Annotated in this window: 13 protein-coding genes and 2 pseudogenes; 10 read left to right on the top strand and 5 right to left on the bottom strand. The window is 72.0% G+C overall.

The window, feature by feature from the left end; all coding sequences use genetic code 11:
- Window positions 1-138 precede the first annotated feature (138 nt).
- Both GA0070624_RS33635 and GA0070624_RS33630 read left to right on the top strand, forming a co-directional pair.
- Window positions 139-1,053: pseudogene (locus GA0070624_RS33635) on the top strand (NUDIX hydrolase).
- 347 nt (window positions 1,054-1,400) lie between these two features.
- A complete protein-coding gene (locus GA0070624_RS33630) occupies window positions 1,401-2,321 on the top strand; it encodes a CDP-alcohol phosphatidyltransferase family protein (RefSeq protein ID WP_091350423.1) in 921 nt (306 codons plus the stop codon).
- A gap of 61 nt (window positions 2,322-2,382) precedes the next feature.
- Here GA0070624_RS33630 and GA0070624_RS33625 read toward each other — a convergent pair whose 3' ends face one another.
- The 3 genes and pseudogenes from GA0070624_RS33625 to GA0070624_RS33615 all read right to left on the bottom strand — a co-directional run bounded on the left by GA0070624_RS33625 (window position 2,383) and on the right by GA0070624_RS33615 (window position 6,282).
- On the bottom strand, window positions 2,383-3,630 hold the full coding sequence (locus GA0070624_RS33625; protein ID WP_091347817.1) for a phosphatidylserine decarboxylase: 1,248 nt from the start codon (window positions 3,628-3,630) through the stop codon (window positions 2,383-2,385).
- Between the two features lie 532 nt (window positions 3,631-4,162).
- Window positions 4,163-4,399: pseudogene (locus GA0070624_RS33620) on the bottom strand (hypothetical protein); the annotation flags it as partial.
- Window positions 4,396-6,282 carry a PspC domain-containing protein gene (locus GA0070624_RS33615; protein WP_091347814.1) on the bottom strand — a complete coding sequence of 629 codons (1,887 nt, stop codon included), beginning with the start codon at window positions 6,280-6,282 and terminating at the stop codon, window positions 4,396-4,398. The pseudogene GA0070624_RS33620 and the gene GA0070624_RS33615, both read right to left, overlap by 4 nt.
- 195 nt (window positions 6,283-6,477) lie before the next feature.
- Between GA0070624_RS33615 and GA0070624_RS33610 the strand changes: the two genes are divergently transcribed.
- Window positions 6,478-7,719: an ATP-binding protein gene (locus GA0070624_RS33610; RefSeq protein WP_091350420.1), complete on the top strand. Its 1,242-nt coding sequence runs from the start codon at window positions 6,478-6,480 to the stop codon at window positions 7,717-7,719.
- Between the two features lie 2 nt (window positions 7,720-7,721).
- A complete protein-coding gene (locus GA0070624_RS33605; RefSeq protein ID WP_091347810.1) occupies window positions 7,722-8,402 on the top strand; it encodes a response regulator in 681 nt (226 codons plus the stop codon).
- A gap of 9 nt (window positions 8,403-8,411) precedes the next feature.
- Here the strand turns inward: GA0070624_RS33605 and GA0070624_RS33600 are convergent, their stop codons facing one another.
- Entirely contained in the window at window positions 8,412-9,146 is a 735-nt protein-coding gene (locus GA0070624_RS33600) for a PIG-L deacetylase family protein (RefSeq protein WP_245719101.1), read from the bottom strand.
- 429 nt (window positions 9,147-9,575) lie between these two features.
- Between GA0070624_RS33600 and GA0070624_RS33595 the strand changes: the two genes are divergently transcribed.
- From GA0070624_RS33595 to GA0070624_RS33575, 5 genes are all read left to right on the top strand, one after another.
- Window positions 9,576-11,216, top strand: a complete 1,641-nt coding sequence (locus GA0070624_RS33595) for a peptide ABC transporter substrate-binding protein (RefSeq protein WP_091347807.1) — start codon at window positions 9,576-9,578, stop codon at window positions 11,214-11,216.
- 150 nt (window positions 11,217-11,366) lie between these two features.
- Complete coding sequence (locus GA0070624_RS33590; RefSeq protein ID WP_091347804.1) at window positions 11,367-12,293, top strand: ABC transporter permease; 927 nt, start codon at window positions 11,367-11,369, stop codon at window positions 12,291-12,293.
- The gene (locus GA0070624_RS33585; protein WP_091347799.1) at window positions 12,286-13,263 is read left to right on the top strand and encodes an ABC transporter permease; all 978 of its coding nucleotides are present in this window, start codon (window positions 12,286-12,288) and stop codon (window positions 13,261-13,263) included. The genes GA0070624_RS33590 and GA0070624_RS33585 overlap by 8 nt, the downstream gene beginning before the upstream one ends.
- Before the next feature lie 26 nt (window positions 13,264-13,289).
- Window positions 13,290-14,318, top strand: a complete 1,029-nt coding sequence (locus GA0070624_RS33580; RefSeq protein ID WP_091347795.1) for an ABC transporter ATP-binding protein — start codon at window positions 13,290-13,292, stop codon at window positions 14,316-14,318.
- On the top strand, window positions 14,311-15,324 hold the full coding sequence (locus GA0070624_RS33575; RefSeq protein WP_091347792.1) for an ABC transporter ATP-binding protein: 1,014 nt from the start codon (window positions 14,311-14,313) through the stop codon (window positions 15,322-15,324). Before GA0070624_RS33580 ends, GA0070624_RS33575 begins: the two co-directional genes overlap by 8 nt.
- A 154-nt stretch (window positions 15,325-15,478) precedes the next feature.
- Here the strand turns inward: GA0070624_RS33575 and GA0070624_RS33570 are convergent, their stop codons facing one another.
- Complete coding sequence (locus GA0070624_RS33570) at window positions 15,479-15,871, bottom strand: chorismate mutase (RefSeq protein WP_091347790.1); 393 nt, start codon at window positions 15,869-15,871, stop codon at window positions 15,479-15,481.
- Between the two features lie 308 nt (window positions 15,872-16,179).
- Between GA0070624_RS33570 and pcrA the strand changes: the two genes are divergently transcribed.
- Window positions 16,180-18,585, top strand: a complete 2,406-nt coding sequence (gene pcrA / locus GA0070624_RS33565) for a DNA helicase PcrA (RefSeq protein ID WP_091347787.1) — start codon at window positions 16,180-16,182, stop codon at window positions 18,583-18,585.

Below are 18,585 nucleotides of genomic sequence, written 5' to 3'. Positions count from 1 at the left end.
AGGCCGCGGGTAACCCCTGCTCCCCGGGTAGCGATCGCCCTCAACCGATGAGCCCGAACGTCACCACACCCTCGCGGGCAATAAATTCATGATCGACGGGGTAACCGGACGGGCCGGGAGGCGGGAATTGGGGAGCTGGTGGAGCAGCGGCGGCGGATCGGGGCGTACGGGGTGCTGGGGGACGCCGACGGGCGGGTACTTCTGGCCCGAGGATCCGCCGGCTGCCCGTACCCCGGAGTGTGGCAGCTGCCCGGCGGCGGGCTGAAGCACGCCGAGCATCCCGCCGCCGCGGTGGTGCGTGAGTTCGCCGAGGAGACCGGGCTGGCCGTCCGCGTGACCGGGGTGCGGGACGCCGTGGCCGACGTGGCCACCTTCCGGGACGCCGGTGTCATCGTGCACACCGACCGGCTGGTGTTCGACGTCGAGGCGCGGGGAGGCGAGCTCCGCCCGGAGCCGGCCGGCGGCAGCGACGAGCTGCGCTGGTTCACCCCTGACGAGGCGGCGGGAGTGCCGCTGATGCCGTTCACCGCCGAGCTGCTCGGGCTTCCGGTGGCGCCCCCTGCCGCGGGACCTGCCCCGGGCCCTGCCGCCCGCGCACGCCGCTCCGCCCGCCACCGACCGGCGCCAGCGCTTCGCCGCGTACGGGCTGGTCACCGACCCGGCCGACCGGGTGCTGCTGACCATGATCGCTGAGGGTTACCCGGGGGCCGGGCGGTGGCACCTGCCCGGCGGCGGCACGACCACGGGGAGCAGCCGGCCGCAGGCCTGCTCCGGGAGCTGGTCGAGGAGGCCGGCCAGCTCGGTCGGGTGGTCGACCTGATGGCCGTCGACAACCTGCACAACCCCGCCGCGCTCGGTCCCGAGGGACGGCCGTTGGACTGGCACTCGGTCCGGGTGATCTACCGGGTCCGGGTGGACGCCCCCACCGAGGCGGTGGTGACCGAACTCGCCGGCGGCTCCACCGCCAGGGCGGCCTGGTTCGCTCCGGAGCGGGTCAGCCGGCTGCGGATGACCGAGGTGGCGGCCCGGGCAACCGGACGCTCGGGGTGGTAGCGCCCACTTGTCGAGCCCACCTGGGCCGCCTCCGGTACAGTCGGGACTTGGGATTGGCGGAGGAAACGGGCGATGACGCCCGAGATGGCAATATGAGGGCAGTTCGCGCGGTTTAAGGGAGATATAAGTACCGCCGGCAGCTATCGCCAAGCCCCGTTCCCTTATGCAATGGTGTTACTCCGCAAACGGCTGCCGGGCCCGAAAGCGGTCCGGCACGAGACAGCCGGACACCCGCCCTCGTGGCGGTCAGCCGATCCGGTGATGGAGGAAGCGTGCCGAGAGCCCCATGGCGCCGGCGTCGTACGACTGACAGTCCGCGCCCCGCAGGGCGTCGCTGGGCGGGCCGGCTGCGCCGCAGCAGCACGTTTGCCCGCCAGGTGCTGCTGGTCCGGGTGGGTCGCCGTGATGTCGACGCCGTCCCCGGCAACGACCTGGTCGTGCCCGACCACCGCTACACCGACCGGCAGCGCCGCCGGTACGGCCGCGACCGGTTCGACCGCGCCGAGGTCGAGGCCGTGGTGCCGGTCAGCCCGGCGCTGGCCCCCACGTCGCCGGTCGACGACGCGCCGCCGATGTCCATCCCGCTGCTGCCGGGTGATCGCACGGCCGCCCGCCGGATGAAGTTCGCCGTGGTGAACGCCTGCACGCTGAGCAGCCTGATGCTCGGCATGCTGGCCATCTTCCTGGCCATGCAGGGCGAGGTCCGGGTCGCGGCGCTCTGCCTGATCGCCTGCGTCGCCTTCGACGGCCTGGACGGCGCACTGGCCCGCAAGCTCGGCGTGGCCAGCCCGTTCGGCGCGCAGATGGACTCGCTGGCCGACATGTGCTCGTTCGGGCTCGCCGCCCCGGTGGTGGTCTACGCCTCGCTGGCCGGCTCGGTCCCACCGGCGGCCGCCGCGGTGGCCTGCGCCCTCGTGGCGGCCTGCGCCGCGATCCGGCTCGCCCGGTTCAACGTCTCGCCGAAGGACGGCCGGTTCTTCTGCGGCGTGCCCACCACCATGGCGGCCGCCGTGCTGGCCCTGACGGTGGCGATCGGGCTGCCGGTGTCCGGCCTGGTGATGGTCGGCGGGGTGGCGCTGCTCGGCGTCGCCATGGTCTCCAGCTTCCCGTACGCCAAGGTCGCCCGGCTGGTCAAGCTGCCGCCGTGGCTCTGGCTGGCCCCGGTGATCGGCGCGCTGGTCGACATCCGGCTCACCTTCGCCCTGGTGGTGGTGGGCTACCTGGTCAGCGGTCCGCTGCTCTGGCTGCACCAGCGCCACACCGCCTGATCCACCGACGTACGCGAAGAGGGGCGCCGCGACCGCGACGCCCCTCTTCGCGCGTCCGGGCTCAGACCCAGCGGGCGATCACGGTCGAGCCGCCGACCACCTTGTCGCCCGGGCCGACCAGCGGCTCGGCGGCGTCCGCCGGGAGGTAGACGTCGGTCCGGGAGCCGAACCGGATCAGCCCGAAGCGCTCGCCCTTGGCCAGCAGCGCGCCGACCGGCGCCCGCTGCACGATCCGCCGGGCGATCAGGCCGGTGCGCTGCGCGACGACCACCGTGCCGTGCTCGGTGTCCAGCACCGTGTACGCCGCCACGTTGTGCTCGGCGTCCGGCTTCATCGCGTTGACGAAGCCGCCGTCGGCGACGAAGTAGTCGACCACCTTGCCGGCCACCGGGGCGCGGTTGACGTGCACGTCCAGCACGGAGAGGAAGACCGCGATCCGCAGCCACTCGCCCTCGCCGAAGCGCTCGTCGTGCAGCCGCTGAACGGAGAGAACCTGACCGTCCGCGGCGGCGACCACGGCCGACGGATCCTCGGGGATGTCCCGCTCCGGGTCCCGGAAGAAGGCGGCCACCGGGGCGGCGGCGAGCGCCGGCAGCAGCCAGAGCTTCGACTTCGGCCGGGTCATCCGGGCCAGCGCGGCCAGACCGAGGCTGATGCCGGCCGCGGCGACCCCGTTGGAGTCGATGTGCATGTTGCGGGCCAGCGGCACGCTGGACGGCCGGTACGCCGGGGAGAGCCGGGCGGCGAGCGCGGCGCTGGCCGGGGTGAAGCGCAGGTGGTGCACCCGGACCGGCGGGGAGTTCCGCAGCACCAGGTCGGTCCGGACCCCGTGCAGCACGCCCTGCCGGTCCAGCTCGGCGGCGGCGCCCTCGGTCCGGAAGATCGGTGCGGCCACGCTCAGCACGGAGCCGTCGGTCAGGTACTTGGCCAGGCCGTTGACGGTCGCGCGCGCCTCCTCGGCGGTGCCGGTGAGCGGTTCGGCGGCGATGACCACCTCGGCGGCGTCGGCCTCGGCGAGGGTGGCGGCCACCCGGACCCGGTCGGCGACCCAGCCGCCCTGGGCCGACACGTGCTCGCGCAGCGCGGCGGGGGAGCATCCCTCCGCCGGCACGACGGTGAGCCGGTCGCCGGGAAGCAGCGCCTCGACCGCCGCGGCCAGGACCGCGGACCCCGGGGTCGCGCCGATCAGCAGGGCCGCCTTCGGGTCGTTACGCCGGGCGAGCTCGGTGACGAGGGTACGGGCGGCGCGCTCGCCGATGCGGACCGGACCGGAGGGGCCGGTGGTGCGCACGGCGGGGGACTGGGTCATGTCGGACGGGCTCCTGACGAGGTAGAGACGGGGAATCGCGGCGGGACCGCCACGGCGACCTGACCGGCTGAGCCGCGGACGAGGCCCCGCGGCGCGGGCCGGCCGGCGGAGGCGAGATCTCCACCGGCCAGCATATGCGCCTCCGCAGGAGACTCGCATCGCCGTGGCGGGCCATCATCGCCCGCGTGATCGACGAGGACCCGGGGGTGGGGCCGGCCACTCCGCCCGGGGCACCGCTGTCGGCTCAGTCGGACCGGTCCTCCCCGGTCGTCGGCCGCGTCCTGACGCCGGGCTCGTCGCCGACGGCCGGCAGCTCGTCGGTCGCCGGCTCGGTGCCGGCATCCTGCCGCTCGTGGCCAGCCAGGTCGCCGGGCGGTGCGGACGGCGACCAGCGCGGCTCGCCTCCTGGGCCGCTGACCGGGCGGTCCTCGATCGCCTCGGTCGGCACGTCCGCCACCGCGTCGGTGGGCCATTCGTCGGCCTCGGTGCGCTCCGGCCCGGCCCACCCCCGGGTGCCGTCCGCATAGGGCGCCGACACCGTGGTCTCGGCGTCCGTGCCGTCCGCGGACGGGTTCCGGTCCGCGTGCCGCCCGGAGCGCAGCGCGCCGGCCACTCCCAGCACTCCGATCAGGATGAGCGCGCCGGCCAGGAACCAGCCCACCGGGGGCAGGGTGAGCCCGAGAATCCGGGCGAGCAGCCACCAGACGGACAGGGCCAGGAAGACCAGCCCGAAGGCGAACGAGACGACGTCCGTGCGGTGGGCCTTCACCGGGTCACCTCCAGGTTGCCGGCGTTGACGTGGATGAGCAGGCGCAGGGTGCCACCGCCGGGCCCGTCCGGGCCGAGGTCGGTGCTCTCCCGCTGGCGGCCGTGCAGCCCGCCGGAGCGGCGACCGAAGACGGTGGCGTCACCGGCGTTCACGTCGGCCACCGTGGTGACGTCGACGTTCGGCGGGACCACCACGGTCGCCTCGCCGAAGTTGACCGCCACGGTGATCTGGGTGTCCTTCTTGTCGAAGTCGACCGCGCGCAGGTCGAGCACGGCGTCGCCGAAGTTGTTCTCGTACCGGACCGCCAGATCGCGGTAGTCGGTCGGTGCCCAGGTCACGTTGCCGTCCACCCCGCGTACCCGGTCGTAGGACTCGGCGACGGTGGCCACGCCGAGCGCGGCGGCGGTCACCAGGCCGAGCGCGATCAGCCAGCGGGCCCGGCCGAACCAGGTGCCGACCAGCAGCCCGAGCCCGATGGTGGCCAGCGCCGCGGCGAAGTACCCGGCCGCGCCGACGGGGAAGACGTCCAGCAGGTCGAGCACGGCGACCACGCCGAGGGCCAGGAAGATCAGTGAGAAGGTCACCGCGCCGAGCGGGGACCGTTCCTTCGGTCGCTTGGGTGCCTTCGCCGCCGGCGCGGGTGGCTGCGCCGGCGGGTACGGCCCGGCGTACGGGCCGCGGGGGGCGAACGGGGCCCGGTAACCGCCCGGCGGCAGCGGCGCGGTGACCGGCGACGCCGGCGGCACGGACGGAACGGCGCCGGTCGTCGAGGCGGGCGGCCACCCGGCCGCCTCGGCCCGGGACTCCGGTGTGGACCAGGCGGATTCCTCGTCGGCCCGTTGCGTCCCGGACCAGGCCGGCAGCTCCGTGGTGGGCTCCGCCCCGGGTGGCGCGGGGAGCACGCCGGTCTGCCCGGCCCCGGACCAGGCGGGCGGTTCGGCGGCGGCGCCGGCCGGGTGGCCCGCCGCGGTCCGCTCACCGGTCGCCGGTCCCGCCGACGGCTCCCAGGCCGCCGCGGTCGGCCCCCCGGCGGGGGTCGCCGGTCCGGCCTGGCGCGCAAGACCGGAGGTCGGGGCCCCGGCGGGCGCGCCGGCACCGGCCGGCGGGGTGAAGAGCCCCGGGGCCGGCCAACTGGCCGGTGGCACGGGGCCGGGTGGCGCCGGCGGGGGTCCGGGTGGACCCTGCGGTCCGGCCGGCGCGCGGTGGTCCCGATTGAGCAGCAGCGCGCCGCCGATCAGGATGGCCGCGCCGAGCAGGACCGCCCGGAACGCGTCGGTGACGATGTAGCCGAAGCTCACCGCGACCAGGATGCTGAGCACGATGACGGTGACCGGCGACATGCTGGACCGGCCGCGGCCGAGCATCGACTCCACGGGTGAGGCGGTGTCCCCCTCGCCGGGAATGATCAGCCAGGCGGCCACGTAGATCAGGACGCCGATGCCGCCGAAGAAGCCGAGCACGGCGAGCAGCACGCGCCAGAGCACCGGGTCGGTGTTGGTGGCCCGGCCGATCGCCGCGCAGACGCCGGCCAGGTAGCGGCCCTCGCGGGGGCGGACCAGCCCGTACCGGGAGGTGAAGCCGGCGCCGCCGGGCGGCGGGGCGTACCCGGGTGGTGGATGCCCGCCGGGCGTGGCGCCGGCGGCCGGCGGCGGCTCGGCGGACCCGGCGGCCGACGCGCCCGGGGGCGGGTCGGCGGACCCGGTGGTCGATCCAGGCCGGTCGGCGCCGGCGTCCCCCGTGAACGCGGCGGCCGTCGGCCCGGCGGCGGGGGGCGCCGTCTGGTCGGCGGGGGTGGTCGGCGCCGGTCCCGGCGGCGGGGGTGGCGGTGGCCCGTCCGGCGGTGCCGCCCCGGGCAGGGGCGGACGGGCAGCATCCTCGGTCATGCTCCGATCCTGCTCCGCGGCCGTCCGATCGTCCTCCGGACCCGACCCTGACCCCACCCTGAGATCCCGAGGCCCGGATGTCGGGGGCGTCCCCGTGGTCCGGAGGCGTCCGGACGTGTGACGATCGAATCGGCGCCGGCCGGGACCGGCCCGCACCCTCGTTTCCTCACCCGGGAGCCTCCGATCAGCAGCACCGTGACTCCGCCACCACCCCGCCTCTACCGGGCCCCCGAGCACCGGTTGGCCGCCGGGGTGGCCGCCGGCATCGCCGACCACCTGGGCATCTCGGTGGTCCGGGTCCGGGTGGCCTTCATGGTCCTGCTCGGGCTGAGCGGCCTCGGCCTGCTGCTCTACGCGGCCTTCTGGGCGGTGGTCCCGCTGCGCCCCGGCGACACCGCCGTCCCGCCCCGGCGGGACATCGCGCAGCTCCTGCCGTTCGTGGCGATCGGGCTGGGCGTGCTGTTGACCCAGGTCATGGTCTTCGATTCGGTGGGCGCGGCCGGCACCGCCGGGTGGCTGGTCGCGATCATCGCGGTGGGCGCCGGAGTCATCTGGCACCAGTCCGCCCCCGAGCGCCGCCGGCAGTGGGGCGAGTCGATGCCGGTGCCCTGGCTCGGCGCCGTGGTCGAGGAGAGCGACCGCCGCGCCTTCGTGCTCCGCTTCATCGGCGGCGGGGTGCTCGTCGCCGTCGGCATCATCGGGGTGGCGGCGGTCTACTCACCGACGCAGAACTTCGACGCGGTGATCAACGGGGTGATCTTCGCGCTGGTCGGGTTGGCCGGGGTCGGTGTGGTGGCGGCGCCGGTGCTCTGGCGGACGTGGAACCAGCTCCGCTCCGAGCGGGAGGGGCGCATCCGGGAGCAGGAACGCGCCGAACTGGCCGCCATGGTGCACGACCAGGTGCTCCACACCCTGGCCCTGATCCAGCGCAACGCCGGCGACGTCAAGACGGTGCAGCGGTTGGCCCGGGGCCAGGAGCGGTCGCTGCGGAACTGGCTCTACAAGCCGACCGCCTCGCCGGCCGAGCGCTTCGCCGCCGCATTGGAGCAGGCCGCCGCCGAGGTGGAGGACACCTTCGCCATCACCGTGGAGGCGGTGGTGGTCGGCGACCGGGAGACGGACGAGCGGGTCGGCGCGCTCGTCGCCGCCGCCCGGGAGGCGCTGGTGAACGCTGCCCGGCACGCCGGGGTGCAGACCGTGTCGCTCTACGCGGAGGTGGAGCCGGACCAGGTCAGCGCCTTCGTACGGGACCGGGGGAAGGGCTTCGACCCGGATACCGTGGAGGATCACCGGCACGGCGTCCGAGGGTCGATCATCGGGCGGATGAAGCGGCACGGCGGCCGGGCGGAGATCCGCTCCGGGCCGGGGGAGGGGACCGAGGTTCGGTTGATCATGCCGATCAACGGGACCGGCTCCACGACGGAAAGGGACAGATGATCATGGCCGAGCACGGACCGGACGAGGGGGCGCAGGCCCGGGACGGGCGGCTGCGGGTGTTCCTCGTCGACGACCACGCCATGTTCCGGGCCGGGGTCCGGGCCGAGCTCGGCGGCCGCGTCGAGGTGGTGGGCGAGGCGAGTACGGTGGCCGAGGCGGTCAGCCGGATCGCGGCCACTCAGCCGGACGTGGTGCTGCTCGACGTGCACATGCCGGACGGGGGCGGCCGGGCGGTGCTGGACGCGATGCGGCGTAGCCACCCGCAGGTGCGGTTCCTGGCGCTGAGCGTCTCGGACGCCGCCGAGGACGTGATCGGGCTGATCCGGGCCGGGGCCCGAGGGTACGTCACCAAGACCATCTCGCCCGACGAGCTCACCGACGCGATCCGTCGGGTGGCCGAGGGCGACGCGGTGTTCAGCCCGCGGCTGGCCGGCTTCGTGCTGGACGCGTTCGCGGCCCGGCCGGACGCGCCGGTCGCCGACCCGGAGCTGGACCAGCTCACTAACCGCGAGCGCGAGGTGCTCCGGCTGCTCGCCCGGGGGTACGCGTACAAGGAGATCGCCAAGGAGCTGTTCATCTCGATCAAGACGGTCGAGACGCATGTGTCGAACGTGCTGCGCAAGCTTCAGATGTCCAACCGGTACGAGCTGTCCCGGTGGGCGGCGGACCGCCGCCTGGTGTGATCCGTCCGGTCACTCGGTGCGCAGCACGGTGAACGCCTCGGCCATCCGGCCGGCGGGCAGGCCGGCGTTCTCGGCCACCGTGCCGAGCCGGTCGCGCACCCAGGTCTCGACGTCCATGTGCGCGGTCTGCGACCGGTGCGCCCGCATGGCGGCGACCTTGCGGTCGTACTGCTCCGTGACGTCGACCGCGTGGTCCGGCGCGGGGCCGCCGGCGTACCAGATCTCCCGGACCACCCACGGCGTCAACCCTTCGGCCAGCAGTTCCGGGAAGGCGAAGCGGTTGCGCGCGTCCGGGTAGACCGCGCAGGTGGTGGCCTCGCCGACCGCCAGGTGGTCGGGGTGGCTCGGGCCGGTGAGGTGTTCCCAGCGGCGCAGCGGCGAGCTGGTCAGCACGCGGTCGGGTCGGATCCGCCGGATCGCCGCGGTGATGTCCCGGCGCAGCGCGGGGGTGGGGCTGAGGAGCCCGTCCGGGTGGTCCTCGAGGAAGTCGACCCGGCGCACCCCGACCGCGGCGGCCGCGGCTCGCTGCTCCGCCTCGCGCAGCCAGGGCATCTCCTCTCGCGGGGTTTCGTCGAAGCCGCCGGAGGCGCCGCGGGTGACGATCAGGTACGCGACCTCGACGCCCTCCTCCACCCAGCCGGCGATGGTGCCCGCACAGCCGTAGTCGACATCATCCGGATGGGCAAATACGGCCAGCGTGCGACGGACGTCCGGTAGCACCGGAGAAGAAGAGGGGAAGCTCACAGAGCGTGAGCCTACGGGTCTTCTCCGCCCGCTATCGTCCTGATCTACCTGTTCAGAGGGGTACGACTGGGCCCTTTCGTGATCTTTTCTCAAGTATCGGCAACGTGGCGGCCAACTAACGGCTTGATAACGGCACCTTCACGGAAAGGGCCGGTGAGTGTCACAGTTGCAGCACCCCGCCCCCGGTGTGGGGCACCTCGTCGGCACGCCGACCACGTAACGCCACTCCTCCGTGGCTGATCGTGGCCGCTGACCCTGCGTGGTGTCGCCTCCGACGGGTGGGGCGCCCGGCGGATCGGTACCCCTGGGGTGTCCCGATTTCCTCTGCGGTAAACCGTCGACCTGTGGTTCGGGTCGGCGGCGGCGTCACCCCCAAGACGTGCGTGAAACCCACGACGGAACCAGGTCAGAAAGAGGAGGCCCCTCGGAATGAGAGTCTCGAAGCGGGCGACTGGCGCCCTCGCGGTCGGCGTTGCCGCCGCGCTGGTCGCCACCGGTTGCTCGAAGAGCGATGGCGGCGGCGGCGACGCCGGCGCCACCAAGGATGGCGCGATCACCATTCACGGCGTCCAGCCGGAGAACCCGCTGGTTCCGGCGAACACCACCGAGACCGGTGGCGGCAAGATCGTCGACTCGCTGTGGACCGGCCTGGTCGAGTACCCGAACAACGGTGGCGCGCCGCAGAACGCGCTGGCGGAGTCCATCGACACCAAGGACTCGAAGGTCTTCACCATCAAGATCAAGAAGGGTACCAAGTTCCACGACGGTACCGAGGTGAAGTCGAAGAACTTCGTCGACGCCTGGAACTGGGCCGCGTACTCGCCGAACGGCGCCGCGAACGGCAGCTTCTTCGCCGACATCCAGGGCTACGGCGACGTCGCCACCGAGGACCCGGACGGCGAGGGCCCGCAGAAGGCCCCGACTCCGAAGGCCGACAAGATGTCCGGTCTGAAGGTCGTCGACGACCAGACCTTCGAGGTCACCCTCGGCGCGCCGACCGCGGTCTTCCCGACCAAGCTCGGCTACAGCGCCTTCATGCCGCTGCCGGACAAGTTCTTCACCATGAAGCCCGAGGAGTTCGGTAAGAACCCGATCGGCAACGGCCCGGTGAAGTTCGTTTCCTGGGAGGACAACGTCCAGATCAAGCTGACGCGCTTCGACGACTACAACCTGCGCGACAAGCTGAAGATCAAGGACGTCACCTACAAGCTGTACCAGGACGAGAACGCCGCCTACAGCGACCTGCTCGCCGGCAACCTGGACTTCATGGAGACGGTCCCCACCTCGGCGCTCGCCGGCGACAAGTGGAAGAGCGACCTGGGCGACCGGGCCATGTCGGCCACCACCCCGTCGACCGCGTTCATCGCGTTCCCGATGTACGACAAGCGCTTCCAGAACGCGAAGCTGCGCAAGGCGGTCTCGCTGGCGATCAACCGGCAGGAGATCTCCGAGAAGATCTTCTTCGGTACCCGCAAGCCGGCTGACAGCTGGGCGAACCCGCTCACCCCGGGCGCCGAGCCGGGCAACTGCACCGTCTGCAAGTTCGACGCGGCGCAGGCCAAGCAGCTGCTCCAGGAGGCCGGTGGCTTCCAGGGCGAGATGGTCTTCTACTACAACGCCGACTCCAGCCACAAGGACTGGATGGAGGCCGTCGCCCAGCAGGTGAAGACCAACCTGGGCATCAACGCCCGGGCCGAGGGTGTGCCGACCTTCGCGGTGTTCCGGCAGAACATCAACGCCCACAAGATGAAGGGCCTGTACCGCGCCGCGTGGCAGCAGGACTACCCGGACATCGAGAACTGGGTGAACCCGCTCTACGTCACGGGCGGCTCCTCGAACGACGGCCTCTACAGCAACGCGCAGGTCGACGCTCTGGCCAAGGAGGCCAGCGGCGCCCCCAGCCTCGAGGCTTCGCACCAGAAGTTCGCCGAGGTGCTGAAGAAGATCGACGAGGACGTTCCCACCATCCCGATCTACTACTACGGCCAGCAGTCCGGCCACTCCGAGAAGATCAAGAAGATGGAACTGAACAACGTCGGCGAGCTGGACCTCTCCTCGGTCGAGCTCTGATCCGAACGGTCTGACCCCCGGGTCGGGCTCGCCAAATCCGGTGGGCCCGACCCGGGGCCGTTCCGCGAGCGGGTGTTACAGCACTCACACTCGCACATGACCGCCGTCGCGTCGGCCGTCCGACGCGCACCCTGTCTGGAGGACCACCCCATGGGCCGTTATCTGTTGAGGCGGCTACTTCAACTCGTGCCAGTCTTCATTGGCACCACGTTCATGATCTACGCGCTGGTCTGGGCCGTCCCCGGTGATCCGTTCGCCGGCAAGTGCGGCGAGCGGCGCTGCCCGGACACCTACATCGCGTTCATGACCGAGAAGTACCACCTCGATCAGAGCATCTTCGTGCAGTACGCGATGTACATGAAGAACCTCCTGCAGGGCGACTTCGGCGAGACGTTCAGCGGACGGTCGATCAATGACATCATCCTGACCGCCTACCCGAACACGCTGAAGCTGGCCGTGGTCGCCCTCACCATCGAGGCGGTCATCGGCCTCAGCGCCGGTGTGCTGACCGGCCTGCGTCGCAACGGTTTCCTCGACAACCTGGTGCTGGTCTCGACGCTTTTCCTGATCGCGCTGCCGGTCTTCGTCGTGGGCTTCGTGCTCCAGTGGCTGTTCGGTGTGCAGTGGCAGATCGTCAAGCCGACCGTCTCCAGCGAGATGCCGCTCTCCGAGTTGATCATCCCCGGCTTCGTGCTGGGTAGCGCCTCGATGGCGTACATCGCCCGGGTGGCGCGGACCAGCATCGCGGAGAACCGCCGCGCCGACTACGTCCGTACCGCCATCGCCAAGGGCCTGCCGATGCGCCGGGTGGTGGGCGTGCACCTGCTGCGCAACTCGCTGATCCCGGTGGTCACGCTGCTCGGCACCGACCTCGGCGCGCTGATGGGCGGCGCCATCGTCACCGAGGGCATCTTCCAGATCAACGGCATCGGTCGCCAGGTCTACCGGTCGATCGTCACCAAGGAGAGCGCTACCGTTGTCTCCATCGTGGTGGTGCTCGTGCTGGTCTACCTGCTGATGAACCTGTTGGTCGACCTGCTCTACGCCGCCCTGGACCCGAGGATCCGCTATGAGTGACCCGAGTGCCGCATCGCTTGTCAGCACCCCCCGTCCCGAGCAGCCGACCGAGATCGGCGCTCCGACCAACGCCGGCCTGCCGGAGAACGCCCGCCGGGAGAAGCCGCGCGGCCTGCTCGGCGACGCGTGGCGAGACCTGCGCCGCAAGCCGCTGTTCTGGATCTCCGCTGCGTTCATCGTGGTCTTCGTCCTCATGGCCGCGTTTCCGTCGCTCTTCACCTCCGGCGACGCGGTCAACGGCCAGCTGTCGCGGAGCCTGAACAAGCCGTCAGCCCACGCCTGGTTCGGGTACGACGTGCAGGGCCGGGACGTCTACGCCCGGGTGATCTACGGCGCCCGCGCCTCGATCGTCGTGGCGCTGCTTTCCGTGATCGGCACCCTGCTGATCGGCGGGACGATGGGCATCATCGCCGGTTACCGCGGCGGCTGGCTGGACTCGCTCCTCTCGCGGGTAGCGGACGTCTTCTTCGGCCTGCCGTTCGTGCTCGGTGCCATCGTCATCCTGACCACCTTCAACGGGTCGGGCACCAGCAACAGCAAGTGGGAGATCATGGGCCTGGTCACCGCCTCCCTCGTGGTGCTCAGCTGGCCGGTCGTGATGCGGCTGATGCGCTCCTCGGTGCTGGCCACCAAGGAGGCCGACTACATCGTCGCGGCCCGGGCGCTCGGTGCGGGCACCGGCCGGATCATCCTCAAGCACCTGCTGCCGAACTGCCTGGCGCCGCTGCTGGTCTACGGGACGATCATGGTCGGCTCCTTCATCGGCGCCGAGGCCACTCTGTCGTTCCTGGGCGTCGGCCTGAAGAGCCCGGTGGTCTCGTGGGGCATCATGATCAGTGAGGCGCAGAACTACATCCGGGTCGCGCCCAATCTGCTCTTCTTCCCCGCCGCGTTCCTCGTCACTGCCGTGCTGAGCTTCGTGATGCTGGGCGAGGCGGTCCGCGAGGCCCTCGATCCGAAACTCCGCTAGGGGAGACTGAGTTGTCCGACATTCTCGTGTCCGAGCAGTCCGCGCCGGGCTTTGGTGGCTCCGGTCGCCCCTCCGGCCGGCTGCTCGAGGTCGACGACCTGCGCGTGGAGTTCCGCACCCGGGACGGCGTCGCCAAGGTCATCAACGGAGTCACCTACCACGTCGACGCGGGGGAGACCCTCGCCGTGCTCGGCGAGTCCGGCTCCGGCAAGAGCGTCACCGCGCAGACCATCATGGGCATCCTGGACACCCCGCCGGGCTTCGTCACCGGTGGCCAGGTCCGCTTCCACGGCAGGGACATGCTCAAGATGTCCGCCGAGGAGCGCCGCCGCATCCGCGGCGAGGGCATCGCGATGATCTTCCAGGACTCGCTCTCCGCGCTGAACCCGGTCTTCACCGTCGGGTTCCAGATCGCCGAGCAGTTCCGGGTCCGGCGTGGCCTGAGCCGCGCGGACGCCAAGAAGCGCGCGATCGAGATGCTCGACCAGGTCAAGATCCCGAACGCCAAGGGTCGGTACAGCAACTACCCGCACCAGTTCTCCGGCGGTATGCGGCAGCGCGCGATGATCGCGATGTCGCTGGCGCTCGACCCGGAGGTGCTGATCGCGGACGAGCCGACCACCGCGCTGGACGTGACCGTGCAGGCCCAGATCATGGACCTGCTCGGCGAGCTCCAGCGAGAGCGGCGGATGGGCATGATCCTGATCACCCACGACCTCGGCGTGGTCGCCGACGTCGCGGACCGGATCGCGGTCATGTACGCCGGCCGGATCGTCGAGGAAGCCGACGTGTACGACCTGTACGCCAAGCCGGCGCACCCGTACACCCTCGGCCTGCTCAACTCGATCCCGCGGTTGGACGAGAAGGGGCAGGAGCTCCGCACCATCAAGGGCCTCCCGCCGAACCTGATGAACATCCCGACGGGCTGCCCGTTCAACCCGCGCTGCCCGATGGCGCAGCCGGTGTGCCGGGAGAAGTTGCCCCCGCTGCTGCAGATCGGCCGCGGTCGGGCCAGCGCCTGCCACTTCGCCGAGGAGCTCGTGAACCGTGACTGAGAACATCATCGAGGTCCGTGACCTGGTCAAGCACTACCCCGTCACCCGCGGGATCGTGTTCAAGAAGACCATCGGTCAGGTCAAGGCGGTCGACGGCGTCTCCTTCGACCTGAAGGCCGGCGAGACCCTCGGCGTGGTGGGCGAGTCGGGCTGCGGCAAGTCGACGCTGGCCCGGGTCCTGATGAGCCTGGAGAAGCCGACCAGCGGCAGTGTGTTCTACAAGGGGCAGGACATCTCCAAGCTCTCCGGCGGGGCGCTGCGGCGACTGCGCCGGCAGATCCAGCTGGTGATGCAGGACCCGTACACCTCGCTGAACCCGCGGATGACGGTCGGTGACCTGATCGGCGAGCCCTTCGAGATCCACCCCGAGGTGGCCCCGAGGGGCAGCCGCCGGAGCAAGGTCAAGGAGCTGCTCGACCTGGTCGGCCTCAACCCGGAGCACATCAACCGGTACCCGCACCAGTTCTCCGGCGGTCAGCGGCAGCGCATCGGCATCGCCCGGGCGCTCGCCCTGCGGCCCGAGATCATCGTCTGCGACGAGCCGGTCTCGGCCCTGGACGTGTCGATCCAGGCGCAGGTGATGAACCTGCTGGAGAAGCTCCAGAACGAGTTCGGCCTGTCGTACGTCTTCATCGCCCACGACCTGTCGGTCGTGCGCCACCTCTCCGACCGGGTCGCGGTGATGTACCTGGGCAAGATGGTGGAGGTCGGCACCGAGGACGAGATCTACGAGCGGCCGACCCACCCGTACACCCAGGCGCTGCTCTCGGCGGTGCCGGTGCCGGACCCGACCGTGCGGGATAACAAGGCGATCATCCGCCTCACCGGTGACGTCCCCTCCCCGGTGAGCCCGCCCTCGGGCTGCCGGTTCCGCACCCGGTGCTGGAAGGCGCAGGACATCTGCGCCCAGGAGGTGCCGCTGCTGCAGATCCGGCGGGGCTCGGACCACCCGAGCGCCTGCCACTTCGCGGAGAAGCGGGAGATCGTCGCCGCCCACGAGGTGTGATCGTTTCGGACCGCCTGCCGGCGCCAACGCGACGCCGGCAGGCGGTTCGTCGTATCCGGGGGTCGGCCGCCGTCGGCCCGCTGCGCCATCCGGGGTACGCCCGCGGGACGGCGGACCGGGCGGTGCCGCCCGGCGGCCGGGCCGGGGACACCCGTCACAAGGGTCCGCGGCCGGCGCGGAGCAGGAGCAGCGCGAGCTGGGTGCCGTCGGCGCCCAGTGCCTGCCGGAACCGCTCGAGGATCTCCCGCTCCCGGGAGAGCACCAGCCGGGTGCCGCCGGAGGCGATCCGGGTGGCCCCCACCTGCTGGGAGAGGCCGGCCCGCTCCTGCCACAGCTCGATCAGCGTCCGGTCGATCTCGTCGATCCGCTCCCGGATCGCCATGATCCGCGCGGCGGCCGCCGAGTCGTTGGTGCCGGTCCCGGCCGTCTCGGGGCCCGTCGAACTGGCCGGCACGCCCCCGCCGTCGCCCGGCCGCGGGTCGGTGTCCCCGTCCCCGGTCTTCCGGGACGCCATGCCGCCGCTGGACTCCACCACGTCTGTCATCATCGCCGTACCCCTCGGACATCAGGCCCGGTGCCCGGATCCCGGGACGAAAACGCCCCGGGCTCCAGGAGCCCGGGGCGTTTCGCAGGTCTTGTGATCAGGCGCGACCTACGGCTGCCGGACTCCCGGTGCCGTAGTAAAAGTAGAAGCGCTGACCGAACACGCCGTCGAGTATGCCGACCTCCCGCCCGCGGGCGCAAGGATTCCGCCAACTGGTGGGACGAGGCACATCCCTTCGCCGGTGCCGGCTTGTCTCATCGGGGCGTGCGCGGGCGGGTATTGTCCGGCCGACGACATAGACTCGCCGTGCGATGCATCCTCTCTTTGACATCCCCGCGTCTCCACCCGCGCCGGAGTCCCGGCCGATCCGGCCGCACCGGCCCGGGTCCGCCGGCGCCCGGCTGGACCCGCAGGCCCTCCTCGCCGGGCTGAACGGTCCGCAGCGTGACGCCGTCACCCACGCCGGCTCCCCGCTGCTGATCGTGGCCGGCGCCGGCTCCGGCAAGACCAGGGTGCTGACCAACCGGATCGCGTACCTGCTCGCCGCGCGGGACGTGCACCCGGGCGAGATCCTCGCGATCACCTTCACCAACAAGGCCGCCGGGGAGATGAAGGAGCGGGTGGCCGCCCTGGTCGGCCCGCGCGCCCGGCTGATGTGGGTGTCGACGTTCCACTCCGCCTGCGTCCGCATCCTGCGCGCCGAACACGAGCACGCCGGCCTGAAGTCGACCTTCTCGATCTACGACGCGGACGACTCGCGCCGGCTCATGCAGTTGGTCGCCCGGGAGCTCGACCTCGACCCGAAGCGCTACCCGGCGCGCGGGCTGGCCGCCCAGGTCTCCAACCTCAAGAACGAGCTGATCGACCCGGAGGAGTTCGCCGCCCGGGCCAAGGGCCCCAACGAGCGGGCGCTGTCGGAGGCCTACACGCTCTACCAGCGGCGGCTGCGCGAGGCGCACGCGCTGGACTTCGACGACCTGATCATGGCGACGGTGCACCTGCTGCAGTCGCACCCGCACGTCGCGGAGAGCTACCGGCGGCGGTTCCGGCACGTCCTGGTCGACGAGTACCAGGACACCAACCACGCCCAGTACGTGCTGATCAAGGAGCTGGTCTCCGGCACCGAGGGGATCGAGCCGGCCGAGCTCTGCGTGGTCGGCGACGCCGACCAGTCGATCTACGCGTTCCGTGGCGCGACGATCCGCAACATCCTGGAGTTCGAGCGGGACTTCACCGACGCCCGGACGATCCTGCTGGAGCAGAACTACCGCTCCACCCAGACCATCCTCAACGCCGCCAACGCGGTGATCGACCGGAACACCTCCCGCAAGCCCAAGCGGCTCTGGAGCGACGCCGGGGCCGGGGAGCGGATCGTCGGGTACGTCGCCGACACCGAGCACGCCGAGGCGGACTGGGTGGCCCGGCAGATCGACCGCCTGGTCGACGACGGCCACACCCGCCCGGGCGACGTCGCGGTCTTCTACCGCACCAACGCCCAGTCCCGGGTCTTCGAGGAGGTCTTCATCCGGGTCGGCCTGCCCTACAAGGTGGTCGGCGGGGTGCGCTTCTACGAGCGCAAGGAGGTCCGCGACGCGCTGGCCTACCTGCGCGCGGTGGTCAACGACGACGACACGGTCAGCCTCCGCCGGGTGCTGAACACGCCGCGGCGGGGCATCGGCGAGCGGGCCGAGGCGTGCGTGGAGGCGCTCTCCAGCCGGGACCGGATCTCCTTCGGCGCGGCGCTGCGCCGGGCCAAGGACGCTCCGGGGATCTCCACCCGGGCGGCCAACGGCATCGCCGACTTCGTCGCGCTCCTCGACGGGGCCCGGGAGCTGGCCGAGAGCGGCACCCCGGAGGAGGTGCTGGAGGCGCTGCTGACCCGCTCGGGCTACCTGACCGAGCTGGAGGAGAGCCTGGACCCGCAGGACGCCGGCCGGGTGGACAACCTCCAGGAGCTGGTCAGCGTCGCCCGGGAGTACACCGAGCGGATCGAGGCGCTCGGGGAGGAGGGGGAGCGGGCCACCGTGGCCGGCTTCCTGGAGCAGGTGGCGCTGGTCGCCGACGCCGACCAGGTCCCCACCGACGACCCGGACCACCAGGGCGTGGTCACCCTGATGACGCTGCACACGGCCAAGGGCCTGGAGTTCCCGGTGGTCTTCCTGACCGGCCTGGAGGACGGCGTCTTCCCACACCTGCGCTCGCTCGGCGACACCCGGGAGCTGGAGGAGGAGCGCCGACTGGCCTACGTCGGCATCACCCGGGCCCGGCAGCGGCTCTACCTCTCCCGGTCCGTCACCCGCTCGGCCTGGGGGCAGCCGGCCTACAACCCGCCGTCGCGCTTCCTCGAGGAGCTGCCGCCGGAGCTGGTCCGCTGGGAGCGCACCGAGGGGTCGTACACCTCGTGGGGCGGCGGGGGCGGCGGCGTCGGCGGCCGTGCGGACCGCGCGCCCGGCGGGCGCGGCGGCTTCACCGGGGGTACGCCGAAGGCGGCCCAGCTCGCGAAGCGGCTCGGCGTGGACGGCAGCCGGCTGGCCACCGCCAGCGAGCTGCCGCAGGGTCCGAAGGTGGCGGCCGGCGACCGGGTCAACCACCAGCGATACGGCCTCGGTCGGGTGCTCGCCGTGGAGGGGCACGGCCCGGGTGCCCGGGCGCAGATCGACTTCGGCGACCAGACGATGTGGCTGGTGCTCCGGCACGCCCCGATCGACAAGCTCTGA

Source organism: Micromonospora rhizosphaerae (assembly GCF_900091465.1).
In the GTDB taxonomy this organism is placed as follows: Bacteria; Actinomycetota; Actinomycetes; order Mycobacteriales; family Micromonosporaceae; genus Micromonospora; species Micromonospora rhizosphaerae.
The sequence above is the reverse complement of the archived record's forward strand: the minus strand, read 5'-3'. Positions and strand labels throughout refer to the sequence as shown.

What these genes read in the sequence shown, in the direction of transcription:
- GA0070624_RS33625 (WP_091347817.1), bottom strand. Translation starts at nt 3,630, where the DNA reads ATGACCCAGTCCCCCGCCGTGCGCACCACCGGCCCCTCCGGTCCGGTC.
- GA0070624_RS33615 (WP_091347814.1), bottom strand. Translation starts at nt 6,282, where the DNA reads ATGACCGAGGATGCTGCCCGTCCGCCCCTGCCCGGGGCGGCACCGCCG.
- GA0070624_RS33605 (WP_091347810.1), top strand. Translation starts at nt 7,722, where the DNA reads ATGGCCGAGCACGGACCGGACGAGGGGGCGCAGGCCCGGGACGGGCGG.
- GA0070624_RS33595 (WP_091347807.1), top strand. Translation starts at nt 9,576, where the DNA reads ATGAGAGTCTCGAAGCGGGCGACTGGCGCCCTCGCGGTCGGCGTTGCC.
- GA0070624_RS33590 (WP_091347804.1), top strand. Translation starts at nt 11,367, where the DNA reads ATGGGCCGTTATCTGTTGAGGCGGCTACTTCAACTCGTGCCAGTCTTC.
- GA0070624_RS33585 (WP_091347799.1), top strand. Translation starts at nt 12,286, where the DNA reads ATGAGTGACCCGAGTGCCGCATCGCTTGTCAGCACCCCCCGTCCCGAG.
- GA0070624_RS33570 (WP_091347790.1), bottom strand. Translation starts at nt 15,871, where the DNA reads ATGATGACAGACGTGGTGGAGTCCAGCGGCGGCATGGCGTCCCGGAAG.
- pcrA (WP_091347787.1), top strand. Translation starts at nt 16,180, where the DNA reads ATGCATCCTCTCTTTGACATCCCCGCGTCTCCACCCGCGCCGGAGTCC.